We start from the raw sequence: 15,828 nt of genomic DNA, 5'->3' as shown, positions 1-15,828 counted from the left end.
GGGCTAATCTCTTGTGTCCAACATTACAACAAAGTACATGCTTAGTATAAAATTGAACCGCCGTATACGGAACCGTACGTACGGTGGTGTGAGAGGTCGGAGGTTAATCACCTCCTCCTACTCGATGTCATAATAGAAGTAGTCAAAAAAAAGAATGTTGCTTTTAGCTATTGGACCATAACCAAGCGATAGCTTGGTTCTTCACGCTTTAGCGTGAAGCGAAAACGGTCCAATAGCAACAAAGTTTACGAAAACAGCCTTTCTAAAAAAAGGTTACGGGAACAGCCCAAGAAAAAAGCGTACATTTTTAAATCTAATTATAAAAGGATGGTGCTCAGATTGAAATTTTTCCATACCGCAGATTGGCATCTTGGAAAATTAGTACAAGGTGTCTATATGACAGAAGATCAAAAACATGTACTAGACCAATTGATTAAAGAAGTAGAACAGGAAAAGCCAGATGCTGTCGTAATTGCTGGAGATTTATACGATCGCTCCATTCCACCGACTGAAGCTGTAGATCTACTAGATGAAGTATTAGAAACGATCGTGTTAAAACTAAAAATTCCAGTACTTGCGATCGGTGGAAATCATGATGGCCCTGAGCGCCTTGATTTTGGTAGAAAAATTATGAGAACGAATGGTTTTCATATTGTAGGTCAATATACAGGTACGTTTGACCCCGTAATTCTGCATGATGAGCATGGTGAAGTTCATTTTCATCTAGTTCCTTATGCTGAACCTAGTAAGGTTCGCCATGAAATGCAACTAGAAGACATCCGATCTCATAATGAAGCAATGCAAGTGATTGTTAATAAAATTGTTGAAACAATGGATAAAAACGCAAGACATATTTTCGTTGGACATGCCTTCGTAACTCCATATGGCGAAGAAAAGCCAAATACTAGTGACTCGGAACGCCCGCTAGCAATTGGGGGTGCTGAGCACGTTAATGCTAATATATTTGCTCCGTTTCATTACACAGCTTTAGGGCACTTACATCAAGCCCATCATGTTGGGAATGAAAAAATTCGTTATGCCGGTTCCCCATTAAAATACTCCATCTCGGAAGAACATCATAAAAAAGGTTACTATATCGTCGAGTTAGATCAAAATGGTGAAGTGTCAGTTGAAAAAAGATTGTTAGAGCCACGCAGAACGATACGTACTGTAGAAGGTAAGGTTGATGAAATTGAGCAGCATGAACGCAATGAAGATTACGTATTTGTTAGATTATTAGATGAGAGCCCAGTTCTATCACCAATGGAACGGATACGTTCTGTTTATCCAAATGCGATGCACGTAGAAAGAGTGATTTCCTTTTTAGCTACGGATCATGACAACGAGGAAACAATTGCCCGCTCGAAAATGGATGAACTTTCTCTTTTTAAGGCGTTTTACAAAGAAGTAAAAGGCTCAGACATAACGGAAGAAACGGAACAATTATTCCGGGAAGTATTACAAGAGACGATCAGTTTGGATGGTGAGCGAAAATGAGACCGATAAAATTAACATTAACGGCGTTTGGGCCCTATAAACAAAAGGAAGTCATTAATTTTAGAGACTTAAAAGAACACCGTCTATTTGTCATTTCTGGAAATACAGGAGCAGGAAAAACAAGTATTTTTGATGCGATTTGTTTTGCCCTATATGGTGAGGCAAGTGGAGAAGATCGGAATGATTCAAGAATGCTTAGAAGTCATTTTGCAGCCGATGAGGACCATACTTCGGTTGATTTTGAATTTGAGCTTCGCGGCCGAATGTATCGTGTGCTTAGACAGCTTGCCCATATTAAAGGAACAAATAAAACAGCAACTGGTGATAAATACGAATTGTATGAAATAACGGGTGGCCAAGAAATTTTATTGGTCGATCGTTTGACGGTAAGTCAAGTTAACGAGAAGCTTCAAGAAATTATCGGGTTAACGAAAGAGCAGTTTAGCCAAATTGTTATGCTCCCACAAGGAGAATTCAGGAAATTATTGACTTCAGAAACAGAAGATAAAGAAGAAATACTTCGAAAGATTTTTAAAACAGGGTTGTTTAAACATGTAACAGAGCGTTTAAACGAAAAACGTATTTCGGCACAAAAAGTATATGAAGAACAAAGGCAAGAACGCGATCTTCATATTAAAAATATTTACAAAAATCTTCCGATGCGTGATGGTTCATTGTTTACAGAAGTGTTTGCTCAAGAAAATTATAATACGCACCAAGTCCTTGAAGCTTTACTAGATGAAATGACGTATTACCAACAAGAAGCAGGTCAACAAAAACAACTCTTAGACGAAAATAATCTGCGTCTTCAAGAAAAAACAATACAATATCATGAAGCGAAAGCAATTAATGAACGATTTGAAAATCTAGAAACCAAGCGAAAACAAAATGAAGTTCTAGAAAATAAAATTCCAGAAATGAATGAAAAAGAACGAGAGCTAACGTTAGCAGAAACGGCAAGTCAATTAGAAGTTCATGAAGCACACTATAAAGAAGTGGATCAAGAACTACAGCTAATTAAAGAGCAACTTGAAATAGCAAACAGAGAACTTGTACGAGCAGAAGCAGATAAGGTAGCAGCTGAAAAATTGTACAAAGTGGAAGAAGCGAAGCATCAGGAACGTGAAGATATAGTTGTACTCATTAACAAGCTAAAGGAATATGTGCCGAAAGTAGCACAACTCGATGAACAACGAACATCGTTACAGCGATTGAAAGAGGAAGTTGAGCGATTAGAAAAACAAAACAAAACCTTTACTTTACAGTTGAAGCAATATAAAGAGAAAAAGACTGAAATGACAGTTGAAATTAAACATCTTGAAACAAATGGTCAAGGGTATGCGCTAAAAGTAGAGGAACTGCAAGACATTAAAACAAAAGTAAAAGCGGTTCATGAATATATAAGCTTAACAGAAAGACAAGCAAAATGGTCTACTCAGATGCATACTGAGGAAACGGCTTTTGGAGAAGTCAAAAATGACTATGATAAATTGGAGGCTCGATGGATTGCAGGACAAGCTAGTTTATTAGCTGAGCACCTTCACGACGGGGAAGCTTGCCCTGTGTGTGGTAGTGTTGAACACCCTGCTAAAGCTATTAAAGAAGATGAAATTCCAACCAAAGAGGTTCTTGAACAAAAACGTAATGAAAAAGACATGGTTGAAGCTCGGTTTAGAAAATTACAAGCTGAACTCAGTACAATTCTTATTCAACTGGAAACTAAACAACAAGAAGTAATGGACCTAGGTATAACGATTGAAGAGCCCCATCAAACAATACAGCAACTCACTGATACAGAAACGGTGCTTCAAGAAGAGATCTCTCAACTTAAATCAGAGCAAAAAGAGTTAGAGCTGCACAAAAAAGATCTGGAACAACTAGAAAAAAACATGGAAAAAACAGAAACGGAAAAGCTCCAAGTCGAAAAGCAATATAATGAAACAATCATCACTTTTGAAAAAGAAACGACGTTACATGAACAATTATTAAAAGACATTCCAGCCCATCTTCAGTCACTAGAGAAGCTCAAAATTGAAATTACACAACGAGAAGAAGAAAAGCAAAAGCTGGAGCGACAATGGAAAAGGGTTCAAGAGGCACTAAACGAATCGAATGAACGCTATTTTACAACAAAAACAACAATAGCAAATGTTGAAAAGCAAATCCTATCTACCAGTGAGAAAAAAGAAAAAGCGTATGGTAATTTTCATCAGCAGTTACTAGCAACAGGTTTCACAGCAGAAGAAGAGTACCACGAGGCGAAACGAACAAATATCGAACGAGATGTTCTGAAAGAACAAATTGAAACATTTAAGACGGACTTAGCTACTACGAAAAAGCAAGTCGCCGAGCTTGAAAGTGAATTAAAAGGTAAAGAGCGATTCGATCTCGCTGCATTGGAAGCTGAACTTCAAAAATTAGAACAACTGATTGAGGAAATAAGGTTAACCTATATTCAGATGGCCACCAATGTAAAGTTGATTAAACAATCCATCAATGACATTGAAAGTGCAAGCGAAAAAGTGAAGGAAGCTGAACAGATTTATTATATGCATAAGGACCTTTATGATGTTGTACGGGGGGATAATGCGAAGAAGATCTCATTTGAGCGATATTTATTAATTGAGTTTTTAGAACAAATTGTTCAAGTCGCAAATCAACGGTTAACTCGACTTTCCAATGGCCAATTTCAGCTTGTACGAAGTGATCGACTTGAAAAGAGAGGAAAGCAAAGTGGGTTGAGTCTAGATGTGTATGACAATTATACGGGGCAAAAGCGAGATGTAAAAACGTTATCAGGTGGCGAAAAGTTCAATGCATCTCTGAGTTTGGCACTCGGAATGGCTGATATTATTCAATCTCACGAAGGGGGGATTTCTATAGAGACGATGTTCATCGATGAAGGCTTTGGCTCATTAGACGAAGAGTCACTCAGTAAGGCGATCGATACTCTGATTGAACTGCAACAATCCGGGAGATTAATCGGTGTCATTTCTCACGTCCAAGAACTTAAACAAGCGATACCAGCTATTTTAGATGTGAAAAAGACAAAAGAAGGTCATAGTCAAACGGTATTTGTTATCAAGTAAAGGAAAAATTATGAAGAAGGTGACTCAAAAAGGGCATTACCTCATTATTTCAACATATAAAAATATGGTAAGCGTAGTAATCGAGGGATATGCGAATTTACAATGAGTCACCTTTTTCTTCTTCTATTCCTTAGAGAAGTAGGTAAAAGACGTCTATTTTTAAAATTATACAAAAAAACTAACAAAAAAATTAATTTTCTGAAAATTAACTAAAGACAACATACTAACCGGTAGGTATAATATAAATAGAAAGGGGAAACTCTTACTTTTATTATGTCTGGGGGAATTAGTATGCATTTACGTTTAACGGAAGAACAACGAATGGTACAAAAGACGATTCGCAAGTTTGTGGAAAATGAACTAATGCCATTGGAAAATGAAGTGTTACGTAATGAAAGGGAAGGAAGACCAAGCCTTTCTGAGGAACAAATGAAAGCGCTTCAATTAAAAGCGAAAGAGTTTGGTTTCTGGGGGATTAATACACCAGCAGAATACGGGGGGGCTGATCTCGGTAATATGATGTTAGCCATCGTTATGATGGAAGTTTCAAAAACGTTCGTACCATTTAGTTTTGGTGGTAGCGCAGACAACATTCTTTATTATGCAAATGAAGAACAAAAGAAAAAATACTTAATACCGACGATTAATGGTGAGAAGAAGTCTTGTTTTGCAATGACTGAACCAAGCGCTGGCTCAGATACGCGAAACATTAAAATGACGGCTGTGAAAGATGGAAATGAATGGATCCTAAATGGTGAAAAAACTTTTATTACCGGTGGAAATGAAGCTGACTTTGTCATGGTTATCGCGATTACTGATAAAGAAAAACATAAGGCGACAGGCACAGAAGGTATTACTTGCTTTATCGTTGATCGAGATATGGGCTGGAGATCCGAATATATTGATACGATGGGAGAATGGGGACCAGCTGGATTAGTGTTTGATAACGTTCGCGTGCCGGAAGAAAACATTTTAGGTGAGCTTCATAAAGGGTATCAGCTTGGCTTAGAATGGATTGGTTTTGCCCGCTGGATCGTTGGAGCTGCAGCAGTAGGTGCGTCTGAACGATTATTACAAATGGCGATTGATTATTCTAAAGAGCGTGAAACGTTTGGTAAACCGATTGCTGAAAGACAAGCTATTCAGTGGCAAATTGCCGACTCTGCCGTTGAAATTGAAGCAGCCCGTTGGTTAACGTTAAATGCAGCATTTACGCTTGATCAAGGTGAGGATAACCGCCACGTAGCATCGATTGCTAAATTATATGGATCAAACATTGGTAACAAGGTGGTTGACCGTGTATTACAAATTCACGGCGGTATGGGTTATACGAGAGAATTGCCGATTGAACGTTGGTATCGTGAAGCAAGGTTATGGAGAATTTACGATGGCACAGATGAAATTCAACGTTTAATCATTTCTCGAAATTTATTAAAGGGTCATGTTAAGTTGGGACAAAATATTTAATTAGTAGAATGTAAAGTTTATAGGAGGATATGAATATGAGTAATCGATTTGAAGGAAGAGTAGCTTTTATTACAGGTGGTAGTCGTGGTATTGGAAAGGGAGTAGCTCTACAACTTGCTCAAGAAGGAGCTAAAGTAGCGATTGTGGATGTGAATGAAGAGGCATTAGCAGAAACATCGAATGAATTTAAAGAAAAAGGGTATGACGTTTTTACAAAAGTAGTAAATGTCGTTGAAGCCGAGCAAGTGCAAGACGCAGTTGATGAAGTTGTTCAGGCATTTGGATCCGTTGATATTCTTGTAAATAATGCCGGGGTAATTCGTGATAATTTATTATTTAAAATGACAGAATCAGATTGGCAGACGGTAATGGATGTCCATTTAAAAGGTTCTTTTAACGCAGCAAAGGCTGTCCAATCCCATATGGTTAATAACAAATACGGACGTATTATTAATATATCTTCTACATCAGCTCTTGGAAATCGTGGGCAAGCAAACTATGCTGCAGCAAAAGCAGGTTTACAAGGATTTACAAAAACGTTGGCAATTGAGTTAGGGAAATACGGAATTACTTCAAATGCTGTAGCGCCAGGGTTTATCGAGACAGAAATGACGAAAGAAACAGCAGCAAGAATTGGTGTTCCTTTCGACGATTTCATTGAATTTGCCATTCAGGAAATTCCTGTTGGAAGAAGCGGTAAGCCTAGTGACATTGCCAATGCGGTTGCGTTTTTTGCAGATGAAAATTCATCGTTTGTTAATGGCCAAGTGATTTACGTAGCTGGTGGACCAAAAGATTAGTGAGGTGAGAACATGTTTAAAGAATTTATTGGTAAGCGTTCAAATAAGGTAAAAAATGTCGTTGAAAGAGGCGCAGTGAAGAAGTTTGCAGAAGCTATTGGTGACCTTCACCCTATTTATATTGATGAAGAAGTAGGTCAACAGTCAAGGTACAAGGCCAATATCGCTCCGCCTACTTTTCCTAGAGTATTCGACTATGGAGAAATAGAAGGTTTCAATTTACCGAATGTCGGGCTTATCCATGGGGAACAAGTCTATCATTATGAGAGACCTCTTTTAGTAGGTGAAGAGATTAATTGCTTTGTTGAAGTTGTAAATTACGTAGAAAAGGCAGGGCAAAGTGGTTCGATGGGCTTTTTAACATTTAATCGCTACGGGGAAGACTTAGATGGAAACCCTATTTTTACAGAAAGAATGGTAGTTATTATAACAGAAACCGTTAGAAAGGGGTTAGGCGTATGAGCAGTTTAAAAGAATTACAATGCGGCGAAGCATTAGAAACGATACAACTTCCCCCTGTTTCTAGACTTGATTTAATTAAATATGCTGGAGCATCGGGGGATTTCAATCCAATCCATACGATTGATGAAGAGGCAACAAAAGCTGGGTTACCTGGTATTATTGCTCACGGTATGTGGACGATGGGTAACTTAGCGAAGCTATTTTCGTCCCATTATGAAGAAGGTTTCATACAGGAATATAAAATTCGTTTTAAAGGAATGGTTTTCTTAAATGACGACATTACGCTCAATGCTAGCTTAGTCGAAGCTAATGAAGGTAAACTAACTTTTGATGTAAAGGCTGTCAATCAAGAAAACCGTGACGTGATCAAAGGTAGCGTAGTTTTTTGTTTGCATGACTAGTTGAATCATGTAATCGGCTGACTCATTATTGGGTGTCATACGCCCTTCTTTACGATATATGGATATACCTGTAAAAGGGCGTAGACATTTTAGGAGTCAGCCGCATACAATTATACAGTTATTAGCAGACTTTTTTATGACCCCAAGACGCACCAATTATGATTAACAAGATAAACAGTACCACAATTAGTGAAAAGCCTGCGCCGTATCTAGGTCCGTATCCTGCACCAGCCACTTGTGTTGGGCCATAACCAAACCCTGGACCTGTGTGAGCACAACCTGGAAGCACTGGACTTACAGGGTAAGCACCGCATCCGTGTCCAAACATAATAACACCACCTTTCTTATCAGGTAGTACATTGTATGTATAATTGTCACGAAGAGTTAATAAATATAGTAATTGGAGAGGTATTTTTTAGGGATATGGACAATACAATCTTTATGTACACCCCTGTAATCTAGAAATTTCGGGAGAATGAATGAGAATTAAAGATTTTAAGATTAGGCTCGTTAACTAGAAACTTTATTTGAGGTTCGGCGTCTAATAAATGGAGGTGAGGAAAATGGTTGAATATGCGAGAAACTTTTTTATCGCTGTTTTTTTAGGATGTGTATTATTAGGTCTATTTATCGTAGGCACAAGTTCAACGAATGCCCAATCGACTATAGAAGTGAGTACTGTCATAAATGAACAGCCAGCAGAAACAGAATACCTTTTGTTAGAACAAAAGCATTGACGTAAAGTTAAAAAGGTAGGGTAAATAACAGTAAAAGTTAGGGAATATGTCTTATGGTTTTGCATATAGCAATACATAAAGTAAAATTCCTTTTTACCATTCTGTCTCACATGAAGTGAGGCCGACGCAAGCTGCGTCAGCCCAACAAACTATTTTATTGGTCAAAATGTTCAAACGGCTCTTCCGTGTCAAAAACTCGGAAGCCATTTTTGTTTAAACTGGAGATGATTTTCTGGCACAACGCCTCATCAACTTCTTTCGGTAACGTTACTACGATCCTTCTCGAATACGTTTTACGATTATCTAACGTGATTAAACTCTGAATGTGAGTATATTTATTAATAACCTGAGTTACTTTATTGAGTGCTCCTTTGTATTCCATCGCAATAATTGATAATGTATAGCTACCCTGATCGACACCCCAACTGTCTTCTAAAATATTCATAATATGACTATGAGTTAAAATTCCTACAAAATGTTCTTTTTCATTTAGAATGGTTAAGTATGGTAATCGTTTAATCGAGAGAAAAGCTTCAAAGAAGGAAGAGTTTTTATGGATGGTCGCTGCTTTGTCTCTAGCTAACGTAGTTACTGGTAGAGACAAATCACCTTGCTCTTTTACGATATATTCATAGATTTTTGACTTATAAATATTTCCTAAAAATTTCTCGCTATTTTCATCTAAAATGGGGATGCAACGATATCCTGATTCCTCAAGTTTGGTTAAGGCTTCTTGTAACGTATCGCTCTCCTTACTAAAGACAATATTTGATATATCTTTATAAATGTTACTAACTCTCATTTATATTCCTCCCTTGACTGTATTACGATATTATTTAGTAATATTATACTTCATATGTTACACTATCTAGCATGAAGAATTTGTCGAAAAGGTGTAGTACGTGAAAATATATAAAATATTAAATAATAATGCAGTTGTAGTAAAAGAACATGATGAAGAAAAAATTGTAATGGGATCTGGAATCGCTTTTCAAAAAAAGAAAAATGATGTTATTAATCGACAAAAGGTTGAGAAAATCTTTGTAATGAATGAGGGAAATGAAAAATTCCAAGAGCTATTGAAAACATTACCTGAAGCACACATACAAATAGCTGAGGACATCATTACTTACGCTGAAGGATTTTTGCTAGTACCTTTAAGTAATCATATCCATATTTCTTTGACCGATCACCTTTCCTTTGCAATTGAACGTCATCAGCAAGGGTTTCAAATCAATAATAAGCTGTTAAATGAAATTAAGGCCTTGTATAAAAAAGAATTTGAGATCGGAAAATGGGCGGTTCAATATGTTTCAGAAAAATTAAATGTTCAACTACCGATTGATGAAGCAGGGCATATTGCTCTTCATATTCATACAGCTAAACTTGGCAGCGATGATATGGCAAGTACGCTTCAACAAACAACAATTATAAGTGAAATGATCGAAATCATTCATCAAGAGCTTAGGATGGATCTCGATGAAGAGAGTATTTCTTATCAACGGCTATTAACGCACCTGCGTTTTGCTCTAACACGAATAGAAAGTAATGAGCCGTTTCAAGTGATGGACCCAGAAATGTTAGAAATCATTCAAACAAAATACGAAAAGGCTTATACAATTGCAGTAAAAGCAGCGGATTATATTAAAAAGGAATACGATATTCAACTACCTAGTTCCGAATTGGGCTATATTTCACTGCATATCCAAAGGTTAATTTCGTAAGGATTTGAAATGTTTCTTATTTCAATGTTAACAACAACTTAATATTATCGAGTTTTGACGAAAGAAGTCGAATGGATTTTTTTTAGTAGTTGACGACAGATGGTTTTCATCTTACAATGAAAGCGTATTAATTATATATTGTAGGATTGTTACTGGTTAAGCAGGCAAGACCTAAAATGCGTAAAAAGGATTCCCTTTTTTTATGGGGGTATTCTATGCATTTTAGGTCTTTTTCTTTTGTCTAAATGACCATTACACCATCCATATTAAAATATAGGAGTGATTAGAATGAACCACAAAGAAGTAGCTACACAGCTGATTCCTCTCTTAGGAGGAAAAGACAACATTATTAGTGCCACACATTGTGCGACCCGCTTAAGAATCGTTCTACAAGACGACTCGAAAGCACAAAAGGATAAAATTGAGGAGTTAGACGGGGTCAAGGGAGCTTTCTTAAGCTCAGGACAATTTCAGATTATTTTTGGAACAGGTATTGTCAACAAAGTGTATGCACCATTTTCTGAAGAAGTCGGTTTAAAGGAAAAAGAAGCAGTTGATCATTCAGAAGCGGTGAAAAAGAAGATAAACCCGTTTGCGAGGTTCGCTCGTACATTGTCAAACATCTTTGTTCCAATCATCCCGGCCATTGTAGCAGCTGGTCTATTAATGGGTCTGCTTGGAATGCTTCAAACGTTTGAATGGGTAGCTCCTGATAGTGCTTTGATTGTTTTACTTGATATGTTTTCAAGTGCAGCCTTTATCATTCTTCCTATTTTAATTGGTGTTAGTGCAGCTAAAGAATTTGGAGGGAATCCGTATTTAGGAGCGGTTATCGGTGGAATAATGACGCATCCAGCCCTATTAAATCCATGGGGCTTAGGAAATGCTGAGCCGGATATGCTTCCTTTCTTAGGTTTTGAGATTGCATTAATCGGTTACCAAGGAACCGTTATTCCTGTTTTACTTGCTGTGTATTTTATGAGTAAACTTGAAAAAGGACTTAGAAGAGTTGTTCCCAATTCAGTTGATTTATTAGTTGTTCCCTTCATAACCATTATTGCTACTGGTTTCGTTTCTCTAATAATAATTGGACCACTTGGTACATTTGTAGGGGATGGAATTACAACAGTCTTGAACTTTGTTTATAATCATGTTGGGTTTGTGGCTGGACTATTGTTTGGTGGTACTTATTCTCTTATCGTGCTTACAGGAGTACACCACAGCTTCCATGCAATTGAAGCAGGCTTAATTGCAAGTATTGGAATTAACTATTTACTTCCAATTTGGTCAATGGCAAACGTTGCTCAAGGTGGAGCAGGACTTGCAGTATTCTTTAAAACGAAACGTGCAAAAACAAAAGAAATTGCATTACCTTCTGCATTCTCCGCTTTCTTAGGTATTACAGAACCTGTAATTTTTGGGGTAAACTTAAGATATCGTAGACCATTTATCGGTGCGATGATTGGTGGCGCTTTAGGGGGCGCATACGTTGTATTCATGAATGTAGCAGCAACGGCATACGGCTTAACAGGTATCCCGATGATTGCGATTGTCTTACCACTAGGTACAATTAACTTAATGAACTATTTAATTGGATTTGCGATTGCTTTAGTGGGTGCCTTTGTAGCAACGTGGATCTTAGGATTTAAAGAAGAGGAAAAATAACATTTGAATAGGGAAGGACAGGTGATTTTTGCCTGTTCTTTTCTCAACTATTATCGGAGGTTTATAAGATGAAGCAAGGAGTTATTTCTTTAGGTGAGGCTTTAATTGATTTTATCCCATTAGATAATGAAAATAGTTCGTATCAGAAAAGTGCTGGTGGTGCGCCTGCAAATGTAGCTGTAGGTCTTGCACGTTTAAGTGCAAAATCGACGTTTCTTGGAAAAGTAGGCGATGATTTGTTAGGGCATTTTTTAAAAAATACATTAGATGGATATGGCGTACAAACGAATCACATGTACTTAGATCAACGAACTCGAACGGGCGTTGTATTCGTCACATTAGGAGCAGATGGAGAGCGTACTTTTGATTTTTACATTAATCCAAGTGCTGATCAAATGTTAACAACAGAAGAAATTACCCCGGAACTTTTTGAAGAAAATAAGATCCTGCATTTTGGTTCAATTAGTTTAATTAATGATCCTGCAAGATCAGCTACGAAAAAAGCAGTAGCGTTTGCAAAAGAAAAAGGAATGCTCATTTCATACGACCCAAATTTACGCTTAAACCTATGGCCGAGTGAAATAGCTGCAAGAACATCCATTATCTCTATGCTTAATCAAGCCGATGTTTTGAAAATCTCAGAAGAAGAACTTGAATTCATTACAGGTAAAAAAGATCTTTCAGAAGGCCTAGAGGCATTAGCTCATTATGAGATCCCACTCATCTTTATCACGCTAGGAGCGGATGGGTGTATTGTGTATTTAAATGGTGAGAGACAGTCTGTACCGGCAATGAAAGTCAATGCCGTAGACACAACAGGTGCTGGCGACGCTTTCGTTTCAGGAATTTTATTTTGTCTTAATCGATCGGAAAAAGAAGTACGTTCATTAACACTTGAGGAAGTTGTAGAGATGGCCAAGTTTGCAAGTGTGTCAGGTGGGTTAGCAGCTTCAACAAAAGGTGCAATGACAGCATTGCCGACATTAGAGAAGGTTGAAGAAATGTTAGAAAAGTAGTAAGGAGAAAAGGAGTGGTCACTTGTGGATCGTAGCAGTGATCTAATTCGTCAAGCTGAACAAACAGTTGCAGAATATAAAGATATAGTCAATCAAGATAAGTATCGGTTGCATTTTCATTTGATGCCGCCGGTAGGATTATTAAATGACCCGAATGGTTTAATTCAGTGGGAGGGGCGATATCATTTATTTTATCAGTGGAATCCGTTTAAAACAGCCCATGGAGCAAAATTTTGGGGACATTATAGTTCAAGTAATTTAGTGGATTGGAAAGAAGAAAAAATCGCCCTTGCTCCGAGTGAATGGTTTGAAAAAAATGGCTGCTATTCAGGAAGTGCCATTGAAGACAATGGAAAATTAAAACTTCTTTATACGGGTAATGTGAAAGATGAGATGGGGAACCGAAAAACATACCAATGCTTAGCGGAATCGACGAATGGAATTGATTTTCATAAGAAAGGCGTTGTTCTTCGTCTACCCGAAGGATATACTGCTCATTTTCGCGACCCGAAAGTTTGGAAGTATGAAGAAAAGTGGTATATGGTCATTGGGGCTCAATCGGAGCAATTAGATGGGCGAGCGGTTTTGTTCTCATCAAATGACCTTGAAGAATGGACGATCATCGGTGATGTGGCTGGGACGAATTTAAACGGACTCGGTAACTTCGGGTATATGTGGGAATGTCCTGATTTGTTCCAGTTAGAACACAATGACATTTTACTTGTGTCACCTCAAGGACTTAAACCCGAAGGTATGCTTTACAATAATGTCTATAATACGGGGTATTTTGTAGGGAGATTAGACTATCAAACAGGTGTACTCGAACATGGTGAATTTTTTGAACTTGATCGTGGCTTTGAATTTTACGCACCACAAACGACAGTTGATAATCAAGGTCGACGATTATTGTTTGGCTGGATGGGGGTACCTGAACAGGAAGAAGATAAGCACCCAACCATTTCTCATCATTGGATTCATGCGATGACAATTCCGCGGGAGTTGTTATTTAGAGATGGTCGCATTTATCAGCAACCTGTCAAAGAGTTACAAAACCTACGAAAAAATGAACTGACATTAACAGATGTAAGGATTGAACCAGAGTACTCGTTTTCTCAACTCGAAGGATCTGTGTATGAACTTCAAATGCATGTGGAAGAATTTGAAGCTGAGCAGCTAGAAATTACAATAAAAGATAGCGTTCGTCTTATGTTTAATAAAAATGAACAAGTTTTTACACTAGAACGGGTGAGTTTATCTACGGGGGCACCGGAGGTCCGTCAATGTCAGCTTACTAACTTGACGAAGCTTCAAGTGTTTGTCGACACTTCTGCGATTGAAATTTTTATTAATGATGGAAAAGAGATTTTTACGGCTCGGATGTTTCCTGATGTTGATAATAAAAGGATGGTCTTTCAGGCTCGGGACGGTCATGTGAAGGGTTCGATACAAAAGTGGGATTTTTAAATAAACGAATGGATGTAGTAATAAACACCATAACTTTTTGAAGTTGTGGTGTTTTTATATTTTTTAAATAGATTGTGTTTTTTGTTAAGCTCAGGTTTCATAATATGTGATTTTTTGGACTTGTCATGATTGCGGCTTGCCTATCATATGAATAACTTATGTCTGTCCCATAAAAATATAGAACGGGAGAAGTGGTAGGAGAGGAGGAGATCCAATCTTTGTCTTACTGGAAAAACAGTTTTCATCATGATATCGTCGCTGGAGTCATCGTTGCAATATTGATCATCCCGCAAGCGATTGCTTATGCTATTCTAGCTGGTGTTCCTCCTGTTGTAGGATTATATTCAGCTACAATCCCAGTTTTGATCTATTTATTATTTGGCACCTCACCACACTTGTCGGTAGGTCCGGTTGCTGTCGTATCTTTGTTAATCTTTTCAGGTGTATCAGCGATTGCGATACCTGGAACAGATGATTATTTTAGTCTAGTAATAACAGTCACTTTTTTAGTAGGCGTACTACAAGTGTTTTTTTCTGCAATGAAATTCGGTACATTGTTGGAATGGATTCCTTATAGTGTCATCAAGGGCTTTACCTCGGCATGTGCGATTATCATAGCAGTTAGTCAAATTGAAAATTTAATTGGTTTTTCACTAGGACACTCTACATCTGTTATTCATACTTCTATAACGTTATTTGCAAACTTGGAAAGTATACATATGGCAACGTTTTTAATTGGGCTCATTAGTATACTTCTCATCTTAACGATTAATTCTATCAGTAAAAGATTACCAACACCGCTGTTTGTCGTTATTATTTTAACTGTCAGTGTATCATTTTTTCGCTTAGATCATTTTGGGGTGCCGATCATAGGGCAGCTCCCACAAGGGTTTCCAACTTTTACTTTACCAATGTTTAATGCTGAGGTATTAATGGCGATTTTCCCTACTGCTATTATTATTGCTTTTATCGGGTACATTGAATCCATTGCGGTCGCAAAAGTGATTGCGGAAAAAGAAAGGTATAAGCTAGGGGTAAATCAGGAACTAACTAGTTTGGGATTAGCTAACACAGTCGGTGCATTTTTCTCGAGTATGCCAGTAGCAGGAGGCATTTCACGTTCCGCAGTAAATTATGATTCTGGTGCAAAAACAAAAGTTGCTAGTTTGATTACAACGATATGTATATTTTTGACGCTTATGTTATTTACGCCATTATTTTATTTTTTACCAAAACCTACTTTAGCAGCGATTATTATCGTGGCAATTATTAAAATAATTAACATAAAAGTATTATGGTTAACTTGTAAATCTAGTAAAAGTGATTGCATTTTATTATTGACGACATTGTTCATGACATTATTATACGGTCCAGAGTGGGGGATTGTATGCGGGATAACACTTGGGGTACTATTGCAGCTGCGTAACTCACGTATTTCGCTTTAGTGAACTAAAGGTGCCAGGCACCGTTATACACCTTTGTGTATAATTGGTGCCTGGCACCTCT

The 15,828-nt window shown here is 37.5% G+C and carries 14 protein-coding genes; 12 read left to right on the top strand and 2 right to left on the bottom strand.

What is annotated here, in order from left to right:
• Positions 1 to 339 precede the first annotated feature (339 nt).
• From ACNSTQ_RS17120 to ACNSTQ_RS17095, 6 genes are all read left to right on the top strand, one after another.
• A complete protein-coding gene (locus ACNSTQ_RS17120; RefSeq protein WP_418201039.1) occupies positions 340 to 1,497 on the top strand; it encodes an exonuclease SbcCD subunit D in 1,158 nt (385 codons plus the stop codon).
• Positions 1,494 to 4,586: an AAA family ATPase gene (locus ACNSTQ_RS17115; protein ID WP_418201038.1), complete on the top strand. Its 3,093-nt coding sequence runs from the start codon at positions 1,494 to 1,496 to the stop codon at positions 4,584 to 4,586. The genes ACNSTQ_RS17120 and ACNSTQ_RS17115 overlap by 4 nt, the downstream gene beginning before the upstream one ends.
• Positions 4,587 to 4,877: 291 nt before the next feature.
• Positions 4,878 to 6,053 carry an acyl-CoA dehydrogenase family protein gene (locus ACNSTQ_RS17110; protein ID WP_418201037.1) on the top strand — a complete coding sequence of 392 codons (1,176 nt, stop codon included), beginning with the start codon at positions 4,878 to 4,880 and terminating at the stop codon, positions 6,051 to 6,053.
• 35 nt (positions 6,054 to 6,088) lie between these two features.
• A complete protein-coding gene (gene fabG, locus ACNSTQ_RS17105; protein WP_418201036.1) occupies positions 6,089 to 6,853 on the top strand; it encodes a 3-oxoacyl-ACP reductase FabG in 765 nt (254 codons plus the stop codon).
• A 12-nt stretch (positions 6,854 to 6,865) separates the two neighbouring features.
• Entirely contained in the window at positions 6,866 to 7,315 is a 450-nt protein-coding gene (locus tag ACNSTQ_RS17100; RefSeq protein WP_418201035.1) for a MaoC family dehydratase N-terminal domain-containing protein, read from the top strand.
• Positions 7,312 to 7,716 carry a MaoC/PaaZ C-terminal domain-containing protein gene (locus tag ACNSTQ_RS17095; RefSeq protein ID WP_418201034.1) on the top strand — a complete coding sequence of 135 codons (405 nt, stop codon included), beginning with the start codon at positions 7,312 to 7,314 and terminating at the stop codon, positions 7,714 to 7,716. Before ACNSTQ_RS17100 ends, ACNSTQ_RS17095 begins: the two co-directional genes overlap by 4 nt.
• 121 nt (positions 7,717 to 7,837) lie before the next feature.
• Here the strand turns inward: ACNSTQ_RS17095 and ACNSTQ_RS17090 are convergent, their stop codons facing one another.
• A complete protein-coding gene (locus ACNSTQ_RS17090; RefSeq protein ID WP_418201033.1) occupies positions 7,838 to 8,044 on the bottom strand; it encodes a YjcZ family sporulation protein in 207 nt (68 codons plus the stop codon).
• 235 nt (positions 8,045 to 8,279) lie between these two features.
• On the opposite strand from ACNSTQ_RS17090, the gene ACNSTQ_RS17085 reads away from it, so the two are divergent.
• The gene (locus ACNSTQ_RS17085) at positions 8,280 to 8,453 is read left to right on the top strand and encodes a hypothetical protein (protein ID WP_418201032.1); all 174 of its coding nucleotides are present in this window, start codon (positions 8,280 to 8,282) and stop codon (positions 8,451 to 8,453) included.
• A 154-nt stretch (positions 8,454 to 8,607) separates the two neighbouring features.
• Here the strand turns inward: ACNSTQ_RS17085 and cbpA are convergent, their stop codons facing one another.
• Positions 8,608 to 9,255 carry a cyclic di-AMP binding protein CbpA gene (gene cbpA / locus ACNSTQ_RS17080; RefSeq protein ID WP_418201031.1) on the bottom strand — a complete coding sequence of 216 codons (648 nt, stop codon included), beginning with the start codon at positions 9,253 to 9,255 and terminating at the stop codon, positions 8,608 to 8,610.
• 100 nt (positions 9,256 to 9,355) lie between these two features.
• Here cbpA and ACNSTQ_RS17075 point away from each other — a divergent pair, with 100 nt between their 5' ends.
• The 5 genes from ACNSTQ_RS17075 (at position 9,356) to ACNSTQ_RS17055 (ending at position 15,767) form a co-directional block, all read left to right on the top strand.
• Positions 9,356 to 10,177 carry a PRD domain-containing protein gene (locus ACNSTQ_RS17075; RefSeq protein ID WP_418201030.1) on the top strand — a complete coding sequence of 274 codons (822 nt, stop codon included), beginning with the start codon at positions 9,356 to 9,358 and terminating at the stop codon, positions 10,175 to 10,177.
• 288 nt (positions 10,178 to 10,465) lie between these two features.
• The gene (locus tag ACNSTQ_RS17070; protein WP_418201029.1) at positions 10,466 to 11,842 is read left to right on the top strand and encodes a sucrose-specific PTS transporter subunit IIBC; all 1,377 of its coding nucleotides are present in this window, start codon (positions 10,466 to 10,468) and stop codon (positions 11,840 to 11,842) included.
• A 68-nt stretch (positions 11,843 to 11,910) separates the two neighbouring features.
• Entirely contained in the window at positions 11,911 to 12,858 is a 948-nt protein-coding gene (locus ACNSTQ_RS17065) for an aminoimidazole riboside kinase (RefSeq protein ID WP_418201028.1), read from the top strand.
• A gap of 24 nt (positions 12,859 to 12,882) precedes the next feature.
• Positions 12,883 to 14,322, top strand: coding sequence for a sucrose-6-phosphate hydrolase (locus ACNSTQ_RS17060; RefSeq protein ID WP_418201027.1), 1,440 nt, complete (start codon positions 12,883 to 12,885; stop codon positions 14,320 to 14,322).
• A gap of 218 nt (positions 14,323 to 14,540) precedes the next feature.
• A complete protein-coding gene (locus ACNSTQ_RS17055; protein WP_418201026.1) occupies positions 14,541 to 15,767 on the top strand; it encodes a SulP family inorganic anion transporter in 1,227 nt (408 codons plus the stop codon).
• Positions 15,768 to 15,828 lie beyond the last annotated feature (61 nt).

The organism is Alkalihalobacterium sp. APHAB7 (assembly GCF_048323755.1).
In the GTDB taxonomy this organism is placed as follows: Bacteria; Bacillota; Bacilli; order Bacillales; family Bacillaceae_F; genus Alkalihalobacterium.
This window is presented reverse-complemented; position numbering and strand designations above follow the sequence as displayed.

Bases quoted from the DNA above. Each gene is read 5' to 3' on its own strand.
- ACNSTQ_RS17115 (WP_418201038.1), top strand. From the start codon at position 1,494: ATGAGACCGATAAAATTAACATTAACGGCGTTTGGGCCCTATAAACAA.
- ACNSTQ_RS17110 (WP_418201037.1), top strand. From the start codon at position 4,878: ATGCATTTACGTTTAACGGAAGAACAACGAATGGTACAAAAGACGATT.
- fabG (WP_418201036.1), top strand. From the start codon at position 6,089: ATGAGTAATCGATTTGAAGGAAGAGTAGCTTTTATTACAGGTGGTAGT.
- ACNSTQ_RS17100 (WP_418201035.1), top strand. From the start codon at position 6,866: ATGTTTAAAGAATTTATTGGTAAGCGTTCAAATAAGGTAAAAAATGTC.
- ACNSTQ_RS17095 (WP_418201034.1), top strand. From the start codon at position 7,312: ATGAGCAGTTTAAAAGAATTACAATGCGGCGAAGCATTAGAAACGATA.
- ACNSTQ_RS17090 (WP_418201033.1), bottom strand. From the start codon at position 8,044: ATGTTTGGACACGGATGCGGTGCTTACCCTGTAAGTCCAGTGCTTCCA.
- ACNSTQ_RS17085 (WP_418201032.1), top strand. From the start codon at position 8,280: ATGGTTGAATATGCGAGAAACTTTTTTATCGCTGTTTTTTTAGGATGT.
- cbpA (WP_418201031.1), bottom strand. From the start codon at position 9,255: ATGAGAGTTAGTAACATTTATAAAGATATATCAAATATTGTCTTTAGT.
- ACNSTQ_RS17070 (WP_418201029.1), top strand. From the start codon at position 10,466: ATGAACCACAAAGAAGTAGCTACACAGCTGATTCCTCTCTTAGGAGGA.
- ACNSTQ_RS17065 (WP_418201028.1), top strand. From the start codon at position 11,911: ATGAAGCAAGGAGTTATTTCTTTAGGTGAGGCTTTAATTGATTTTATC.